General features: G+C 59.2%; 15 protein-coding genes. 3 read left to right on the top strand and 12 right to left on the bottom strand.

What is annotated here, in order from left to right:
* The first annotated feature begins 30 nt into the window (after positions 1-30).
* On the top strand, positions 31-903 hold the full coding sequence (locus GA0061101_RS29030) for a LysR family transcriptional regulator (RefSeq protein ID WP_047557215.1): 873 nt from the start codon (positions 31-33) through the stop codon (positions 901-903).
* Here the strand turns inward: GA0061101_RS29030 and GA0061101_RS29025 are convergent.
* From GA0061101_RS29025 to GA0061101_RS29005, 5 genes are all read right to left on the bottom strand, one after another.
* Positions 900-2,630, bottom strand: a complete 1,731-nt coding sequence (locus GA0061101_RS29025; protein WP_092576363.1) for a M14 family metallopeptidase — start codon at positions 2,628-2,630, stop codon at positions 900-902. The two genes, GA0061101_RS29030 and GA0061101_RS29025, sit on opposite strands and share 4 nt — an antisense overlap.
* A 6-nt stretch (positions 2,631-2,636) precedes the next feature.
* Positions 2,637-3,485: an ABC transporter permease gene (locus tag GA0061101_RS29020; RefSeq protein ID WP_047557571.1), complete on the bottom strand. Its 849-nt coding sequence runs from the start codon at positions 3,483-3,485 to the stop codon at positions 2,637-2,639.
* A gap of 5 nt (positions 3,486-3,490) precedes the next feature.
* On the bottom strand, positions 3,491-4,414 hold the full coding sequence (locus GA0061101_RS29015) for an ABC transporter permease (protein ID WP_092576360.1): 924 nt from the start codon (positions 4,412-4,414) through the stop codon (positions 3,491-3,493).
* Positions 4,415-4,476: 62 nt separating this feature from the next.
* A complete protein-coding gene (locus GA0061101_RS29010) occupies positions 4,477-6,012 on the bottom strand; it encodes an ABC transporter substrate-binding protein (protein WP_092576358.1) in 1,536 nt (511 codons plus the stop codon).
* A 44-nt stretch (positions 6,013-6,056) separates the two neighbouring features.
* Positions 6,057-7,883: an ABC transporter ATP-binding protein gene (locus GA0061101_RS29005; RefSeq protein WP_092576355.1), complete on the bottom strand. Its 1,827-nt coding sequence runs from the start codon at positions 7,881-7,883 to the stop codon at positions 6,057-6,059.
* A 427-nt stretch (positions 7,884-8,310) separates the two neighbouring features.
* On the opposite strand from GA0061101_RS29005, the gene GA0061101_RS29000 reads away from it, so the two are divergent.
* Entirely contained in the window at positions 8,311-9,003 is a 693-nt protein-coding gene (locus tag GA0061101_RS29000; protein WP_167669613.1) for a GntR family transcriptional regulator, read from the top strand.
* Between the two features lie 136 nt (positions 9,004-9,139).
* Here GA0061101_RS29000 and GA0061101_RS28995 read toward each other — a convergent pair whose 3' ends face one another.
* The 7 genes from GA0061101_RS28995 to GA0061101_RS28965 form a co-directional block, all read right to left on the bottom strand.
* Positions 9,140-10,564: an aldehyde dehydrogenase family protein gene (locus tag GA0061101_RS28995; protein WP_047640044.1), complete on the bottom strand. Its 1,425-nt coding sequence runs from the start codon at positions 10,562-10,564 to the stop codon at positions 9,140-9,142.
* Positions 10,565-10,589: 25 nt separating this feature from the next.
* Positions 10,590-11,675 carry an ABC transporter ATP-binding protein gene (locus GA0061101_RS28990; RefSeq protein ID WP_092576350.1) on the bottom strand — a complete coding sequence of 362 codons (1,086 nt, stop codon included), beginning with the start codon at positions 11,673-11,675 and terminating at the stop codon, positions 10,590-10,592.
* On the bottom strand, positions 11,665-12,276 hold the full coding sequence (locus tag GA0061101_RS28985; RefSeq protein WP_047557238.1) for a helix-turn-helix domain-containing protein: 612 nt from the start codon (positions 12,274-12,276) through the stop codon (positions 11,665-11,667). Before GA0061101_RS28985 ends, GA0061101_RS28990 begins: the two co-directional genes overlap by 11 nt.
* Before the next feature lie 65 nt (positions 12,277-12,341).
* Positions 12,342-13,415 (bottom strand): ABC transporter substrate-binding protein, encoded by a 1,074-nt coding sequence (locus tag GA0061101_RS28980; RefSeq protein WP_052212243.1) that lies wholly within the window; start codon positions 13,413-13,415, stop codon positions 12,342-12,344.
* A gap of 28 nt (positions 13,416-13,443) precedes the next feature.
* The gene (locus tag GA0061101_RS28975; protein ID WP_234903842.1) at positions 13,444-14,262 is read right to left on the bottom strand and encodes an ABC transporter permease; all 819 of its coding nucleotides are present in this window, start codon (positions 14,260-14,262) and stop codon (positions 13,444-13,446) included.
* Positions 14,259-15,140: an ABC transporter permease gene (locus tag GA0061101_RS28970; protein ID WP_092576346.1), complete on the bottom strand. Its 882-nt coding sequence runs from the start codon at positions 15,138-15,140 to the stop codon at positions 14,259-14,261. Before GA0061101_RS28970 ends, GA0061101_RS28975 begins: the two co-directional genes overlap by 4 nt.
* A 77-nt stretch (positions 15,141-15,217) precedes the next feature.
* A complete protein-coding gene (locus tag GA0061101_RS28965) occupies positions 15,218-16,504 on the bottom strand; it encodes an NAD(P)/FAD-dependent oxidoreductase (RefSeq protein WP_092576344.1) in 1,287 nt (428 codons plus the stop codon).
* A gap of 489 nt (positions 16,505-16,993) precedes the next feature.
* Between GA0061101_RS28965 and GA0061101_RS28960 the strand changes: the two genes are divergently transcribed.
* Positions 16,994-17,446 carry a GNAT family N-acetyltransferase gene (locus tag GA0061101_RS28960; protein ID WP_245297598.1) on the top strand — a complete coding sequence of 151 codons (453 nt, stop codon included), beginning with the start codon at positions 16,994-16,996 and terminating at the stop codon, positions 17,444-17,446.
* Positions 17,447-17,481 lie beyond the last annotated feature (35 nt).

The raw sequence follows: 17,481 nt of genomic DNA, 5'->3' as shown, positions 1-17,481 counted from the left end.
TGAGAGCAGCTATCTCTATTGGTGATAAGTATGGACGTATCCGATCTTAGGGTATTCGAAGCGGTATCGCGGCACGGCAGCATGAACCGGGCGGCGCAGGAGCTGCATACGGTTCAATCGAATGTGACGGCGCGGATCCGGGCGCTGGAAGAAGAGCTGGGTGTCAGCCTGTTCCAGCGGCATGCAAGGGGCGTGTCGACCACGCCGGCGGGACAACGAATTCTGCCATTTGTCGGTCGCATCACCAAGCTTCTGGCCGATGCCCGCACCGCCGCCAAGGATGATGGTGAGCCGGGCGGAACGCTTTCCCTCGGCAGCCTGGAGACAACCACGGCATTGCGATTGTCGCCGCTTCTCGGCCAATTCGCCAAGACCTATCCACAGGTACGTCTTGTCGTGACAACAGGCACGACCCGCCGGCTGATCGACGATGTCGTTTCATGCCGGGTCGAGGGTGCCTTCGTGGCGGGTCCCGTCAACCACCCCGATCTCGATCACGAGGTGATCTTTCAAGAGGAGCTTGTTCTCGTGACAACGCCCGCCATTCGTGGAGTAGAAGATCTGGCCGGCATTGTCGATCTGAAGACCATCGTCTTCCAGATCGGATGTTCCTATCGGCAGCGGCTGGAGGCGCTTCTGGCCGATATGGGCATAATCACATCGAAGCCGCTGGAATTCGGCTCCCTCGACACGATCATCAGCTGCGTGTCGGCGGGCGTCGGTGTCACGCTGCTGCCAAAGGGTGTTGTCGCCGCCGCCTGCGGGGATGGCCGGGTTGCGATCCACGAGCTTTCGCCGGAACGGTCGATGGTGGATACACTCTTCGTACGCCGATCGGACGCCTATACGACGAGCGCCATGACCGCGCTTCTCGATATGCTCCGTTCGACGCGTACGGACTAGCTCGAAGCCATGATTTCCTGCCAGGCGCTGTAGGCGGAAAGCACCGTTTCCATCTGTGCGGTATGGCCGGCGATGAATGCGTCGCCATAAATGGTCTCGTCCGGATATTCGGTGATCAAGGTCATAGGCACCGTATGGCGATCGTCGATGTTGGCGAGGCAGGGGAAGCCATTGATGATGCGGAAGCCTGTTTCGCCTGCATGGATTTCATAGAGTGCGATCTGGCGGTCGTTGTAATCCAGCAGACCCGGTATGGCGCCGAGGTGCCTGGTGACCTTGTCGAGAAGCTGCTCGGCCTGAGCCGCCCAGCCGGAATGATAACGGGCAATCAGGAAAAAGCCTTTCGGCAGCGTCCACATGGCGAAATTGCGCGGAACGTAGCCGGAAAGCGGGCGCGTCCATTCATGGGCTGGGTAGCCGTGCAGGTTGACGTGCAGCTCCGCTCCGCTCAGCCTTTCCGCCTGGAAGCGGATTTTCTTTTCAAAGAGATAGGGGCCGGCGGTCTCTTCGGTCCGATATTCGAGATCGTCGCCGAGCGCGGTGTAGCGGGCGGCATGATACATGTGGCGCGGGCTGTCCTGGCGCAGGCGCTGATGAAGGGCGTAGCCATCCGGGTTTTCCAGCGGCGAGATGGTGAAATGCGCGCCTTCGAGCTTGGCAAGCCGACGCGCCGCACGCAGGGCTCCCGCCCCACCGGTCGTCTCGTTGGCATGCTGACCGCCGCTGATCATCACGGCCGCGTTGCGGCCCTTGATATAGCGGGCTCTGATTGTGCGGCCAGAGCGAGTAACGGCCTCAAATGCCTCGCCGCCAATCTCGTCAAGCTCGGCCTCGATCTGCTGCACGGCCAGAGGTTCCGTTGCCGTCTCGATTTGCTGTCCGGCTCCATCCCAATAGCGAGACGTCAGCGGCTGCGTTCCTATTCGGACGGAAATCTCGCCGGAGGAGAGCAGGATCTGCGGAACGATCTGACCCGGCTTCAAGCCGCGGTCGCCGAGCGGGCGGCCGGATTTTTTCTGAAAGAATTCGAGCAGCGAAAAATAGAAGTCCTCATGCAGCGCCTCGCGAAGGCTCATGACTTCGTCGCCGATGGGCAAGGCCTCGTCCAGCGCCGGCAGGGCAACGCGAATATTCAGTTCCTCGAAATAGGGTTCGCTTGCGCCCCAGTCGAAGTGCGTGACCGCGTCGATCGCCTCCTCGAAGAGCTGCTCATAGTCCGTCGCGAGCCGTTCGCCTGCCGCATCGCCATCTCGGATCAGCCAGCCGGTCGGAGAAACGCTGGTTTCCTCGGCCGCATCGACATGCACGCGATTGGGCGCCAGCACCTTCGATCGACGTTCCTGGCCGGCATTGCCTTTCAGCAGAACGTCATAATGAAAGTCGCTGTCGGCTCTTGCGACAAAGGTGATTTCGCGATTTCCCACCATTGCAGCGAGCGGATAGGCTTCAAGGCGAAAGCGGTTATCCGGTGCGTTGGGATGAACCGGATAGCGGATCTCGATCGCATTCACATCATGCAGGTCGATTTCCTCGATGAAGGCATTGACCAGCGGCTTGTAGGCGCTGCGGATGCGGGCCTGCACGCCCTTTTCCCTGAGTTCGCGCTCTGCCTGCTGGCGGCTTTCTCTGTCATCGAAGGTCCAGGCCTCGAAGTTCTGGCCAGGCTTGGCATCGGCAACAAGGCGCGACAGCGTGCGCTCAAAACGTCTCTCGAAAATCATAGTCATGATATCCTACCTTGCCGTTCTGCCAGTCGGATCGAGGCTGTCGCGCAGCCAGTCGCCGAGGAGATTGAAACCGAGCACGGTCAAAAGGATTGCAAGGCCAGGGAAGAGGCTGACCCACCACGCTGTCTGCAGATAGGTTCGTCCGTCGGCCAGCATGCCGCCCCAGCTCGGAATTGTCGGGTCGACACCCATGCCAAGGAAGGTGAGGCTGCTTTCCAGAAGGATGTTGTTGGCAATGTTCAGCGTCATCAGCACGATCACCGGGCCGACGAGGTTCGGCAGCAGATGCTGGAAGATGATGCGCCAGTCTTTGACGCCGATCGCCCGTGCCGAGAGGATGAATTCCCGCTCGCGCAAGCTCAGCACCGAACCGCGCACGAGGCGTGCATATTGCACCCATTGCGAGACGATCAAGAGGATGATCGTATTGGTGAGACTGCCGCCGACGATGGCGATGAAGGTGATTGCCAGCAGAATGAAGGGCATGGCGAGCTGAATATCGGCAAAGCGCATCAGCAGCATGTCCCAGATGCCGCGATAGTAACCCGCGGCAAGGCCGACCAGCACTCCGAGAACCACGCCGCCGATCACGGAGGTGAGGCCGACGGTCAGCGATATCTTGCCACCTGCGACGACGCGAGCCAGCACATCGCGCCCGAGCGGGTCTGTGCCGAAGGGATGGGCGAGGCTGGCGAAGGGTTTTGCAAGCCTTGCCATCAGATCGATTTTTTCGGCGCCGCCGGGAAAGAGCACATCGGAGAGAAGCACGGCAAGGCAGATGATGACGGTGATCAGGGCTCCAGCGATGAATTCGAAGCTGTAGAAACGCGACCGGCGTGAAATCGTGGCGGCCATCAGCATTACTCCGTGCGGATACGTGGGTCGACGAGGCCATAGGCGATGTCGACGAGAAGATTGACGCCGACGATGAACAGCGCCAGCACGGTGATCACGCCTTGCAAGACGGGGTAGTCGCGGGCACCGACGGCGTCGAATGCCAGCGTGCCGAGACCGGGCCAGTTGAAGACGCGCTCGATGACGACGATGCCGCCGAGCAGCCCACCGAACTGGATGCCGAAATAGGTGATGAGTGGTATCGCGCAATTGCGCAGCGCATGCTTGTACAGCACCTTGCTTTCGCTAAGACCCTTGGCCCGCGCGACCATGATATATTGCGACTGCAGCGTCTCCAGCATGGCGGTACGCACCAGGCGCACATTCGTTGCCGTTAGGATAACGCCCATCGTCACGGCCGGCATGACGTAGCTCGAAATCCCGACCATGCCGCTTGGCGGCAGCCAGCCTAGCGTGATGGAAAACAACAGCACCATCATCAGCGCCAGCCAGAAGTTCGGGAAGGAGAGGCCGAGCAGCGAGAGAACGCGGATGATCTGATCCGCCGTCTTGCCGCGTGCCGTCGCCGCCTTGATGCCGAGCGGGATGGAGAGCGCGATCGACACGACCATGGAGATGAAAGCAAGCAGCAGCGTCGCGGGCAAGGCATTGGCAATCAGCTGGGAAACCGGCGTGCCGCCGGTGAAGCTGCGGCCGAAATTGAGCGTCAGCAGCCCCTTCAGAAAAGTGAAATACTGCACAAGGAAAGGTTGATCCGTGCCAAGGGCTGTGCGGATACGGGCCAGGTCGTCCTCGGTCATGCTGCCACCGCCCTGAAACATCATCACGGCAGGGTCACCGGTGAGGCGGATAGCGAAGGAGACGAGAAGAGTGATGGCGATTACAACGAAAATCGCCTGCAGCAATCGCTTGATGAGAAAACCGGCCACGTTCTTACCCCGAGAGCTTTCGGATGACGCCGCCGGCCGGGCCGGCGGCGTCTGCTTGATGATTAGTCGACGGTGACTTCGTTCAGCTTGATGCGGGTATCGGGTGCGGGCACGAAGCCCTTGACCCGCATGCTTACGCCGTAGATTGCATTGCTGTTGTAGAGCGGCAGTTCGAGCGCCTTGTCGGCGACATACTTGCCGATGTCCTTCAGCACCTTTTCGCGCTCGGCGCGATCGGTGAGCGGGCGTTGCGATTCCAACAGCTTGTCCAGAGCGGCATCCTTTTCATACGGATTCCACTTTTCGCCGGAGTGATACATCGAATAGGCGGTGTTGTCGTAGTCGAAGGTCCAGCCGCCCCACTTCTGCTGGAACATCGCGCCGGTCTTGCCCTGCGGGATAATGTCGTTCAGCAGAACGTTGGTTTCATACGGCTTGATGGTTGCGGTGAGGCCGACCATCTGCAGATAGCTTGCGACGACCTGCGCCACCTCGTTCATCGTCGCGTCATTGCCCCGAATGTCGATCTGCAATGCAGCGCCCGGCTTCACGCCGGCTTCGGCAAGCAGCTTCTTGGCGCCTGCGGGATCATAGGGAAGCGGCTTCAGGTCGGGATCGTAGCCGAAGGACAGTGAGTTCTGGAAGCTGACGATCTCGGTCCCCTGGCCTGCGAGGATCGACTTGACGATCGTGTCGCGGTCGACTGCCATGATGATCGCCTTGCGCACGCGCGGATCGGCGGTGATGCCATCGCGGGTGTTGAAGCGCAGCGCATCAACCGTCGGGCCGGGAACGCTGGCGATTTCGAGCTTGGAATCGCCCTGAATGACCGGCAGCATGCCGATTGGGATGGTCGGCGGAATGACGATATCGACGCGGCCTGCCTGAAGCTCGGCAACGGCCGTCGCCGGCTCGCTGATGAAGCGGTATTCGAGCTCCGAAAGCTTCGGCGCACCGCCCCAGTAATCAGGATTGGCTTCGAGCTTGATGTTCACCTTCGGCGTATAGGAGGCGAACTTGAAGGCGCCGGTGCCGACCGGATTGAGGTTGAAGTAATCCTCACCCTTTTCCTTGATGTATTTCGGCGGAACGATCATCGCGCCGTAGCCGGCAAGCTTCGTCAAAAGCACCGGATCGGGCGTCTTCAGCTTCATGTCGACCGTATAGTCGTCGATGATGTCAACGCTTTCGATCGCGGTGTAATTCGAGCGCTGCGGTCCCTTTGCGCCCTGTTCGCCCAGCAGGCGGTCGAAGGTGAACTTCACCGCTTCGGCATTGAAGGGCTCGCCGTCATGGAACTTGACGTTATGACGCAGCTTGAAGCGGATGCGCTTGCCTTGATCCAATTCCTCCCAGGATTCGGCAAGACCGGGCACCAGCTTGAGATCGGGGCCGCGATAGGTGAGCCCGTCGAAAATGTTGGTCGAAACGGCGGCCCATGCCACCAGGAAGGTGTCGATCGGATCCCAGCTGCCCGGATCCTGCGACGACGAAACCGTCAGCTTGCCCGCCGCGAAAGCCGGAGCAGCGCTGATCGCGACACCCGACATGACAAGTGCTGTCAGAGCGGTCTTCAGTCCCCATTTCATTTTTTTCATTGAACCTGTTTCCTCTTCAGATCGATATTGCGGTTTGCGGTCGTTCAGGCGCTCTTGGCGATAAAATGGCCTGAGGTGATTTCCTCGTGAGCCAGGATCGGCGGCTCGTCGCCGACCCGGCGGACGGGATTGGGGATCTCGCCTTCCAACAGGGCGGTTCGGCGCTCCTGCGTCGGATCGGCGATCGGCACGGCTGAAATCAGGCGTTGCGTATAGGCATGCATGGGGGTTTCGAAGACCTGCCGGCGGCTGCCTATTTCCATGATCTGGCCGAGATAGAGAACGGCGACGCGGTGGCTGATCTTCTCCACGACGGCCATATCATGGCTGATAAACAGATAGGCGAGCCCGCGTTCGGCCTGCAGGTCCATAAGCAGGTTGATAATCTGGGCTTGGATCGATACGTCGAGGGCAGAAAGCGCCTCATCGGCAATGATGAGCTTCGGATCGGAGGCAAGCGCACGGGCAATGCAGACGCGCTGCCGCTGGCCGCCGGAAAACTCATGCGGATAGCGATCGGCATGGGCTGACGTCAGGCTGACGCGCTCCAGAAGCTCGTCTACCCTGCGGCGTACCGCCTTTGATCCAGATATGATGCCATGGGTGTTGATCGGTTCCGCAATCGAGAAGCCAACTGTCTTGCGCGGGTCGAGCGAAGCAAAGGGATCCTGGAAAATATACTGCACGTCACGGCGAAGCCGGAATCGCTCCAGCGCCGACATGGCGGCAAAACTCTTGCCGTTGAAGGTGATTTCGCCCGAGCGCGCTTTCTGCAACTGCTGGATGGTGCGGCCAATCGTCGACTTGCCGGAGCCGGATTCGCCGACAAGGGCCAAGGTTTCACCGGGATGAATATCGAAAGCGACCTTTTGGACGGCACTACAGCGATGCGTGACCTTGCCGAATATATTCTTTTTGATATCGAAGCGCACGAAGAGGTCGCGCACGGACAGGAGCGGCTGCTGGTCGTAGCGGGCGGTATTCTGGATCCGTTCCTCACCAACGATCTTCGGCTCGCCGCCGTCGAGAACGGTCAGCGGCATGCGCTTCGGAAAATCCTGGCCGGTCATGCTGCCAAGCTTCGGCACTGCGGCGAGAAGCGCCTTCGTATAGGGGTGCTTGGGATTGGCGAATATCTCACGAACCGGGCCTTCCTCGACCTTCTTGCCCTTCCACATGACCACGACATCATCAGCCATTTCGGCAACCACGCCCATGTCGTGAGTGATGAAGATCATGCCCATGCCGAGATCCTTCTGCAGGTCCCGCATGATGTTGAGGATCTGTGCCTGGATCGTCACGTCGAGCGCTGTTGTCGGCTCGTCGGCGATCAGCAGCTTCGGGCGGCAGGCAAGCGCCATGGCGATCATGGCGCGCTGGCGCATGCCGCCGGAAAGCTGGTGCGGATAGCGGTTCAAGAGCGCCTGCGCATCCGGCAGGCGCACCATTTCCAGCAGGCGCTGCGCCGCCGCCATGGCAGCGGATTTGCCGATCTTCTCATGAAGGAGAAGGATCTCGCAGATCTGGTCGCCGATAGTGAAGACCGGATTGAGCGAGGTCATCGGCTCCTGGAAGATCATGGCGATCTCCTTGCCGCGAACGGCGCGCATCTCCTTCTGCGAGAGTTTCAGAATGTCCTTGCCGTTGAAGAGGATAGTGCCTGTCTCGAAGCGCGCGCCCATCATGTCGCCAAGGCGCATGATGGAAAGCGATGTCACCGATTTGCCGGAGCCGGATTCACCGACGACTGCGAGCGTTCGCCCCGGCTCGACCGAAAAGGAAAGCCCTTCGACCACGCGATTTTCGCCGAACCGAACAGTCAGATCCGTTACGGACAGAAGCGGTTTGTTGTCGTCTGCGGGCGTGGTCATGCGCTTACCTCGGCATTGGGAAGATCGGTCATGGCATCCGAGATGATAGCCGTGTTGTTCCTTGCATCGATGATGCAGGAGCATTCGCAGAGATCGGACCGCTGCATGCTCATGCCGACACCCGTTGCAGCCTGACAAAGGCAGGCGATGTTTTTCTACAAAACAGGCGTCTCATGAACATCTGTATCTGCGTTCCCGTTATATTTGTGAGGACGTGAGATAGCATCAAACGACAATATGGTCTATATTGTTCAACAATTTTCATGTTGCCAATCAAAAATGGGGGCAAATCTGCGCAAAATCGTCCTTATGACCTTGCCGTTGACAGGCCGATAGCCGCAGACACGCGGAATACCCACTCGGTTTCCAGCAAGTGCCTGATATAGCGGGCGTCGAAGACGATTGAGTGCAGATGCCGGGAGAGCGAATGAAGCAGACAAATCTTGCCAGCATCGAGCCGACGATTGTCGCGGAGACAGGGCAGACGGTTGCGGAACTGACCGCCGCCCGCATCCGCGAGCGCGTGATCAGCGGCACGCTCTCGCCTGGCAGCCATCTATCCGAGGCGGCTCTTTGCGAGGAGTTGCAGGTCTCGCGCAATACGCTGCGCGAGGTTTTCCGGCTGCTGACGAAAGAGGGTGTGCTGCGCCATGAGGCCAATCGCGGCGTCTTCGTCTCCACGCCGAGCATCTCGACGATCATGGATATTTTCCAAATTCGTCGTCTGATCGAGTGTTCGGCACTCGCCAATGCGCATCACCGTCACCCCAGCGTTGCCAAGATGCGTGCCGCCATCAATGCTGCCGTTCAGCATCGTGAACGTGGCGAATGGCTGGAGGTCGGTAGCGCCGATATCGCCTTTCATGCCGCGATCGTCGAGCTTGCCGACAGTCCCAGGCTTTCGGCCTTCTATGCGCAGATCTCGCTTGAGCTGCGTCTCGTCTTCGGGCTGATCCGCGATCCCGAATATCTGCACGCTCCCTATGTCGGCCAGAACGCGACTATTCTCGCGCATCTGGAGGAGGGGGCGCCGGCGAGTGCTTCCGACGCGTTGGAAAAATACCTATTCCAGGCCGAACGCTTCATTCTGGCTGCCTATTCGCGAGCAATGCCTGGCTGAAGCCCGCCTACCGTCGTTGATATGATGAATGATGTGGACAATCCACGTCCGAAGGGGGCAAGCGCAATGCAAGCATTTGCGTCTCGATCACCTTTGACGGAAGGACATCCAGCGCCTCGCGCTGACTGCCACCCGGTTAGGCCCAACCGACGACACCCTTTATTTCCAGGAAATCGTGGATTGCCCAGTCGGCATATTCACGCCCATTTCCCGATTGTTTGTAGCCGCCGAAAGGTGCGAACGTGTCCCAGGCTGGATAGTTGAGATAGACCGAGCCGGCGCGCATGCGTTTCGCGATGGCGCGTGCGTTATCGATGTTCGTCGATTGAACATAGGCAGCAAGGCCGTACACGGTGTCATTTGCAATGCGCACGGCATCCTCCTCGTCCTTGTAGGAGATGATCGACAGAACCGGGCCGAAGATCTCCTCGCGCGAAATCGTCATTTCGGGCGTCACGTGTCCGAAAACCGTCGGGCGGATATAATAGCCACGGTTCAATCCCTCCGGCCGGCCCAGGCCGCCCGTTACCAAGGTCGCACCCTCGCTGATGCCGCTTTCGATCAACCGCTGGATCTTGTCGTATTGGATCTGGCTGACGACTGGCCCAAGATCGACGCCATCGGCGCGCGGATCGCCTGTCTTGAAGGCCTCGGCAGCCTTCCCGGCGATTGCCAAAGCGTCCTCATGACGGTCGGCCGGCACCAGCATACGGGTCGGCGCATCGCAAGACTGGCCGGTATTGCTGAAGCAACCCTGGACGCCCTTGGTCACAGCAGTCTCGAAATCCGCGTCGGGCAGGATGATATTGGCCGACTTGCCGCCAAGTTCCTGAGCGACACGCTTGACTGTGTCGGCGGCAGTTTTGGCGACGATGATACCGGCACGCGTAGAACCCGTGAACGAGACCATGTCAACATCCGGATGCCCCGCCATGACCTGCCCGACATCGGGACCGGTGCCGTTCACCAGATTGAAGACGCCCTTCGGCGTACCAGCCGCCGCCATCACTTCCGCAAAGATGATGCCGCTGATCGGCGCGATTTCCGAGGGCTTCAAAACCACGGTGCATCCTGCCGCGATCGCCGGCGCAACCTTGCAAACGATCTGGTTCAGCGGCCAGTTCCACGGCGTGATCAGCGCGCAGACTCCGATCGGCTCCTTGATGACAGTGGTTGAGCCGCGCTTTTCAGTGAACTGATAGTCCTCGAAAGCGGCGATGGTCGCTTCCATGTGTCCGCGTCCGGCCCATGCCTGGGAATCCCGCGCGAACGGAAGAGGCGCGCCCATTTCCTGGCTGACTGCCTGAGCGATATCCTCGAAGCGCTCGTTGTAGCATTCGAGAATCCGTTTTAGGAGCACCAGACGCTCTTCCTTGGACGTCAATGAAAAGCTCGCAAAGGCGCTCTTTGCCGCTGCGACCGCTTTATCGACGTCTGCAGCCGAGCCTGCGGATATTGCGGTATAGACTTCCTCCGTCGATGGATCGATGACCTCAATCGTCTTGGGGGCAACGGGATCGACCCAGGAACCGTCGATGAAGAATTTCAGGTGATTGTTCATGTGTTCTCCATTGTCGTTGGTGTGCTCAGGCCGGAAGTATCGGGCAAGAGGCGCCTGGTCGGAGCGAGGCAAAGAAGCGGTCGCCAGTCGCCAAGGCGGCATGCGCTGATTGCCTGGGTATGTCGGCCGTCAGGCTATATTTGTCTTCGGCGAGAAGATGGACTCGCAAACTGCGCCCATGGAAAACGACGCCTTCCACAGCGACGCCGACTGAACCTTCGCTGCGTTCGTGCGAGACCAGAATATCCTCAGGACGAACACCTATGATCACGCCATCGCCCGACCGCAGCTCGATGGCTCCGGTTGCCGGCATATCGAGGGAGAGAGCGCCGGCGGCGAAGCGCAGGGTCCCCGTTTCGCGGCTGACCAGGCGTGCATTCAGCAGGTTCATCGTCCCGATGAATCCTGCAACGAAGGTTGTCGCCGGCTGATCGTAAAGCACTGATGGCGAGGCGATCTGCTCAATAGCAGCCTTGTTCATGACGACGATGCGATCGGATATCGACAGAGCCTCGGTCTGGTCATGCGTGACCATCACGAATGTCGTGCCCAGCTCCCGCTGCAACCGTTTCAACTCCACCTGCATCTGCTCGCGCAGATGCGCGTCGAGCGCGGAAAGAGGCTCGTCGAGAAGAAGAACGCGTGGTTCGCAGATGATCGCTCTTGCAAGCGCCACGCGCTGACGCTGGCCGCCGGAAAGCGCCTGAACGCGCTGATTGATCTTGTCGGCCAGCCCAACCATGTCGAGCGCTGCGGAAACGCGCTTACGGCGCTCGGGGCCGGCAATCTTTCGGAGCGATAGGCCGAAGCCGACATTTTCGGCAACAGACATGTGCGGGAAAAGCGCATAGTCCTGGAACACCGTGTTGACCGGACGGTCGAACGCGCGAAGGAGCGTAATGTCTCTTCCGTCGAGCCGAACCTCTCCCTCGGTCGGAGCTTCGAAGCCCGCGATGACACGCAGCGTGGTGGTCTTGCCGCAGCCCGAAGGACCGAGAAGGCTCAGGAACTCTCCTTCTGCAATCGAAAGGTCGATATTATTCAGGCCGACAATGCCGCCTGCGAAATGCTTGGAGACCTTCTCCAGGCGAAGCAAGGCATCAATCGCCATCACGCGCCTCTGAAGGCTTCGTCGTGTTCACCCATACGATGGTGCAGCGTTCCGTGCCGGGATTGCGGAAAGAATGCAGCAAGGTGCTCTTGAAAGCGAAACTGTCGCCGGTCTTTAGCAGATATCGCGTGGAATCAACTACCAGTTCGGCCTCACCGGTCGTGACGATACCGAATTCGTGGCCGCTGTGGGCATAGGCATCCGTGCCGCCACCGGGCTCGACGGTGACCACCATGCCGGTCAGGGATGCACCGGGAGGCGACAGAAGATCCTTGGTAATCCCTTCCGAATGGACCGGCAAGGGACGACGGCTGGTTGCCCGCACGCAGTAGAGGTCGTTCACGGGCTCACTGCCGTCGGCGATCAGCGCTGACGGCTCCACGTCGAGTGCTGCGGCCAGCGGCCAGATGACACGCACGCGCAGCGATGACATACCGCGTTCGATCTGGCTAAGCGCCCCGATCGATATTCCTGCTCTGGACGCAAGATCCGCCAGCGACAGGTTCTTTTCGAGCCGCAAGGCCCGCACGCGCCGGCCTACGCGGACATCGGCCTCATCGGCCTCACGCTCCGCCCTGCTCGTCAATTCGTCCGCGTCCATCGGCTCTCCATATTCAAATATTGGAAATGGCCCGGACAATCGCATCCGGGCCAAGAATAGCAAGCTCAGCCGCCTGCCTTAACCTTCTCAAACATCTTGGCAAGATCGTCGTTCTGCTTCATCGGGCCGGTAAAGACGGTCGATTTCAGCATGGTTTCAGGATCCGGCGGGAGCTGCAAGTTCTCCAACTCGTCCTTTGGAACAGCAGCAAAGGCGGATGTAGTCGACGCACCATAGCCGTAATTTTCGATGAGTGCCTTGCCCGATTCCGCCTCAAGTCGGCTATTGATGAAGTCATAGGCAAGATCGGTATTCTTCGCGTCCTTGAGCATGACGAAGCCGCAGGCCCAGGTGAGCATGCCTTCCTTCGGCTTCATGAATTCCACCGGCACGCCCTGCTTCTTCAATGCGACTGCGGATGCGTTCCAGGTCATCGCCGCAACTAACTGGCCGCTTGCGAGCGATTGTTCGACGGAGGTCATGTCGGTCGTATAGGCCGAGACGAGCGGACGCTGCTCACGCAGCTTGTCTGCAACCTTGCCCAGCTGTTCCTGCGTCATATCGAAGGGGCTGACGCCGGCCAAAAGCGCGGCGACGACCGGCGTATCGTGCACGGCATCGATCGTTGCGATGCGGCCGGCATACTGCTTGTCCCACAACAGGTTCCAGCTCTGTTCAGGATTCTTCACGAGGTCGGTGCGATAGAGCACAGAAGTGTTGCCCCAATCCCAAGGAACCATCCAGACCTTGCCCGCGCCGGCCTGAATATCCGGCAGGTTGCGGAAGACCGGGAAGATCTTGTCCCAATTCTTGATCTTGGCGGTATCGATCGGCTGCAGCAAGCCTTCCTTGTTCCAGCGGGCAATCTTGTCATAGCAAGGATGTGCAAGATCCGGGTGGAACCCGGCCTTCACCTTGGTAAAGGCATCGTCGTCGTCGCCGAAGACGGAGATGTCGACGCCGTCGGGATGGGCCGCAGTGAATGTCTTGTGAAAGTCGGGAAGCTCATAGCCCGACCAGGTGAAGTAGGTGAGTTTATCGGCAGCCAAGGCCGGCAGGCCAAGCGACAGCGAAAGGGCCACAGCCGTGAGGGCGCGCGATGCACCTCTGGCGAAACTTCCTCGATGATCATGTTTCATGGCAGTTCCTCTTGTGATTTTTCTCATTTCAGGCACTGGAAGACGTAGAACGCGAAAGCCCGCGCTGCCGCAAAAGCTCGGCGCATCCGGCAATGATGATCGACACCGCGAGAATGACCGTTCCGAGAGCCATCACTGTCGGAAGCGATTTTGGAAACCGCAGTTGGCTCCAGATGTAGAGTGGAAGGGTCGGCTGCGTGCCGGCCAGAAAAAAAGCCACGATGAATTCGTCGAACGAGGTGAGAAAGGCGAGCATAAAGGCCGAGCCGATGGCTGGTAGCGCCAGAGGCAGCATGATGCGCCGGAAAATGATCAACTCCCCTGCCCCGAGATCCTCGGCGGCCTCGGGAATGCTGCGCGGAATGGACGCGAAACGGCCGCGCATGATGATGACCGTCGTCGGCAGGCAGACGAGAACATGGCCGAGCACGATCGCGAGCCGCGAGGGACCAAAGCCCAGCAGGTTCACGAGGATCAGCAGCGAAATGCCGACCACCACGCCGGGAATGAGGATCGGCAGGCGAGCGATACCGGAGATAAGCTTGGCGAAGGGAGAACGAACCTGCGTATCCATATAGGAGATGGTGATGCCGCAAAGAGTAGCGATAACTGCCGCCGCGAGACCGATCGAGATGCTGGTCATGAGCGCGCCAGTCAGTGTCTCGTTTCCGATCAATGTTTCATACCAGGCGAAGGTGAAACCCTTCAGCGGAAAGGCGGCCTGTATGGAATCGTTGAAAGAAAAGAGCGGTATCAGCGCGACCGGCAAATATAGGAAGACCAGGTAAAGCCCGACATACCAACGCAGCCATCCCCCTCTTGCAGCGTTCATTTGCCGGCGCTTCATGTCCGGCTCCCAAATAGGCGGTCCGCCTGGCGGACAACGAGAACCACGGCAAGAATGACCAGCATGACCATAACCGCCAGAGCGGCGCCGAACGGCCAGTCATTGGCCTTCCCGAACTGCGCCTGCACCAAAGAGCCGATCATCGTGCTTGTCGGCCCGCCGATCAGAGCCGGCGTGACGTAGTCCCCGACTGTCGGCACAAAGACGACGACGGCCGCCGACAGTACCCCCGGCATGGAATTGGGCAATATGACTCGCCGAAATGTCGTGAAGGGCCGCGCTCCGAGATCGGCCGCCGCCTCCACTAACGATCTCGGGATGGTCTCGAGCGCGACGAAGATCGGCAGGATGGCAAAGGGGGCATAGGCGTGGGCAAGCGTCAGCACCACGGCCGACGGGGTATTCAGAAACAATGTTGACGGCTCGGACGAAAGACCGGAGAGCATCAACGCCGAATTCAGCACGCCATTGTAGGCAAGCACGATTTTCCAGGCGAACACGCGCAGCAGATAACTCGTCCAGAACGGCAGCGTAACGAGGAAGAGGATCAGGCTGCGGCGCTGGCCGGCATGAAACGCGAGATAATAGGCGACCGGATAGGCTGTCACGACCGTTGCAAGCGTTACGAGCCCAGCGATCGTCAACGATCGCAACACTACGAGCCCGTAGAGCGGATCCGAAATGACAGTGGCGAAGTTCTGCACAGAGATGCCGGCGCCCAACAACGAACCATCATTGATACGAAACGACAGGAACACCACAAGGCTGACGGCAAAGAGCACCAGCACGAACGTTACGATCGCGCCGGGCGATAGCATGGCGCCGCGGAAGATCCGTGTCCTGTCGAATATTCGAGACGGAACGCCTTGATTGATCATGGTGCGGCCTGCAATAAAATGAAATTCAGCTTATATTTTTCATTTTTATGAAAAATGTCAAGCGTGATATTCCATGCTCATTTTTCGAGAGCATCCAGCAGCCGATACCAGGCAATCGTCGCGGCGACACCGACCTGCCGGAACGCGTGAAGAGGAATAGGCCGGATGGGGGTGACGGGAAAAGGCAGCACGGCGCGATCTCCGGTGTCGATGTAGCGGGCAAACCTCTGGCCGAGCGCTGTCATCACGCCGACGCCGCGCCCCTGGCAACCGACGACGGTCAGCAATCCGGGCTCCGGCTCATGGATGTGCGGCAAGTGATCGGGCGTCATCGCAACCCGGCCAAACCAGCGCCTGGCAATCGGAATGTCGGCAAGCTCGGGATAAAGACGCCGCATCGCACGCTCCAGATGCTTCCAATCGCTCTTGCTTTTTGGCTCCGCCATGCGCCCCCTGCCGCCGAGCACAAGCCTCCCGTCCGTACTCTTGCGATAGTAGACGAGGATTCTGCGGGAATCGGAGACGGCTTGTTCGTCGGGCAAAATGATCCGTCGCAAATGGTCCGGCAGCGGGTCCGTCGCGATCTGAAATGAGTGCAGCGGCACGAAGGAACGGGCAAGGCCCGGCACAAGTTGGTCGCTATAGGCATTGGTGGCGATGATGACGAATCGCGATCTTACGGATCGGCCATCGGCCACCTGAACGACCCAGCCGCCATTTTCCTGCCTGACTGACCGCACCTTCGTGCGTTCGGCGATCTGAACACCTGCCTTAGCAGCGGTCGCCGCCAACTCGCTGACGAAGGATAGCGGATTGATGATGCCAGCGCGACGATCGAGCCAGCCGCCGAGATAGCCGCGTGCACCAGTCAGGGATTCGATCTCGCGTGCGTCCAACATGCGCACATCGGCTCCTCGGGCGCGCCATTGCGCATCGCGCCGTCGCGCAGCTGCAAGTGCCTTTTCGGTGTGGGCGGCCTGGATCCAACCATTTCGAACCCGGGGAACGTCGAGAAGCTCTCGACTAATGAGATCGAAGACACAATCCGCCGTCGAGGCCGCAAACGCGATCAAAGTCTGTCCCCGCGCCTCCCCAAAATTCTCAAGCAGCCAATCCGGATCATATTTCAATCCTGGAATGACCTGGCCGCCGTTCAAGCCGGACGCACCTTCGCCCACGGCCTTCGCCTCGAGCACCCTCACTCTCTTGCCCTGCCGCGCCAGATCAAGCGCAGCCGACAACCCCAAAAAGCCTGCTCCGACGATGACGACGTCTACACTTTCTGCCGGGGAAAGCGGCACGTCGATGGCTGTGCTTCGCGCATTGGCTCGCCAAGCGGACTGAAGTTCAAGGGGCAACGGCATTTTGATCTCCGGCAATAACCTGAAAATCACTAACTTAATTTCATAGATATGAAAATAGAAATCTTGCGTGGAAACGATGCAATCGCGAACTCAGGCGATTCAAGCTGCTGACCACCAACGCATCGGTGCGGATGACGCGCTGCCGATCCAGCGGATGTAGCGGCTGTCGTTTTGTATTTAATCGGGTGTTCCTCACTTTGTGTGGTGGTGAAGCTGATTGAGTGGCAGCATGCGTGACCTGCGGAGTACATTCACGTGTGATAAGCAGGCCGACTGGTGCCCAGCCAGCGCCGGGGGCGGGTGAGAGTACAATGCATTCTTGGGCGATTTCCCGTGGGATCTGGCTATGCAAACAAAGGCACGGAATTCTCTACGTCGAGAGGAACGCGCCACCCGCTGGAGCTGCTCAGTGGCTTCGCCGGTCCATGATCCATCAAGAAAGGCGCTGACTGGGTACGGTCCGAGAAAGATAAGGGAGATGCGCGATCGATGTCGTATGAATTGAGAGCCGTTACCATACCAGACGACTGGCGCGCGATGCACGACATTCGGCAAAAGGTGCTGTTTGCGCCGGGTCGGCATTCGATCTCTTACGATGAGAACCACCCAGATGATCGCGCCGATGGAAATACACCCTTCCTTCTGTTTGAGAACGAAGAGCCGCTCGGGGTGGCGCGGCTGGATGAACGGGGCGAAACTGGCATAGTGAGACTTGTTGCTATCGTTCAGCACAAACAGCGAAAGGGATACGGTCTCAGGCTAAACAATTTCATTGAGGCAGAGGCCAAAAGACGCGGGGTCCGCATTCTCCGCGTTAATGCTGCCCCTGACGCGGTAGGCTTTTATCTGAAGGCTGGGTGGTCTGAGAAGCTTTGGGACCCAACAGAATTAGTGGGTCTTGGCCAAGGAGCGATCCAGATGGAAAAGGTGATTTGCGAATAGCAACATAGAGTCGTGACCGAGACGAAGACAGTATC

The sequence above is a fragment of the Martinezella lusitana genome (genome assembly GCF_900094565.1).
Taxonomy (GTDB): Bacteria; Pseudomonadota; Alphaproteobacteria; order Rhizobiales; family Rhizobiaceae; genus Rhizobium; species Rhizobium lusitanum.
Note: the sequence above shows the minus strand (reverse complement) of the source record. Positions and strands in the feature narration are given on the sequence as shown.

What these genes read in the sequence shown, in the direction of transcription:
- GA0061101_RS29005 (WP_092576355.1), bottom strand. Translation starts at nt 7,883, where the DNA reads ATGACCACGCCCGCAGACGACAACAAACCGCTTCTGTCCGTAACGGAT.
- GA0061101_RS29010 (WP_092576358.1), bottom strand. Translation starts at nt 6,012, where the DNA reads ATGAAAAAAATGAAATGGGGACTGAAGACCGCTCTGACAGCACTTGTC.
- GA0061101_RS28985 (WP_047557238.1), bottom strand. Translation starts at nt 12,276, where the DNA reads ATGGACGCGGACGAATTGACGAGCAGGGCGGAGCGTGAGGCCGATGAG.
- GA0061101_RS28965 (WP_092576344.1), bottom strand. Translation starts at nt 16,504, where the DNA reads ATGCCGTTGCCCCTTGAACTTCAGTCCGCTTGGCGAGCCAATGCGCGA.
- GA0061101_RS28970 (WP_092576346.1), bottom strand. Translation starts at nt 15,140, where the DNA reads ATGATCAATCAAGGCGTTCCGTCTCGAATATTCGACAGGACACGGATC.
- GA0061101_RS29030 (WP_047557215.1), top strand. Translation starts at nt 31, where the DNA reads ATGGACGTATCCGATCTTAGGGTATTCGAAGCGGTATCGCGGCACGGC.
- GA0061101_RS28980 (WP_052212243.1), bottom strand. Translation starts at nt 13,415, where the DNA reads ATGAAACATGATCATCGAGGAAGTTTCGCCAGAGGTGCATCGCGCGCC.
- GA0061101_RS28975 (WP_234903842.1), bottom strand. Translation starts at nt 14,262, where the DNA reads ATGAAGCGCCGGCAAATGAACGCTGCAAGAGGGGGATGGCTGCGTTGG.
- GA0061101_RS29000 (WP_167669613.1), top strand. Translation starts at nt 8,311, where the DNA reads ATGAAGCAGACAAATCTTGCCAGCATCGAGCCGACGATTGTCGCGGAG.
- GA0061101_RS29025 (WP_092576363.1), bottom strand. Translation starts at nt 2,630, where the DNA reads ATGACTATGATTTTCGAGAGACGTTTTGAGCGCACGCTGTCGCGCCTT.
- GA0061101_RS28995 (WP_047640044.1), bottom strand. Translation starts at nt 10,564, where the DNA reads ATGAACAATCACCTGAAATTCTTCATCGACGGTTCCTGGGTCGATCCC.
- GA0061101_RS28990 (WP_092576350.1), bottom strand. Translation starts at nt 11,675, where the DNA reads ATGGCGATTGATGCCTTGCTTCGCCTGGAGAAGGTCTCCAAGCATTTC.
- GA0061101_RS28960 (WP_245297598.1), top strand. Translation starts at nt 16,994, where the DNA reads ATGTCGTATGAATTGAGAGCCGTTACCATACCAGACGACTGGCGCGCG.
- GA0061101_RS29020 (WP_047557571.1), bottom strand. Translation starts at nt 3,485, where the DNA reads ATGGCCGCCACGATTTCACGCCGGTCGCGTTTCTACAGCTTCGAATTC.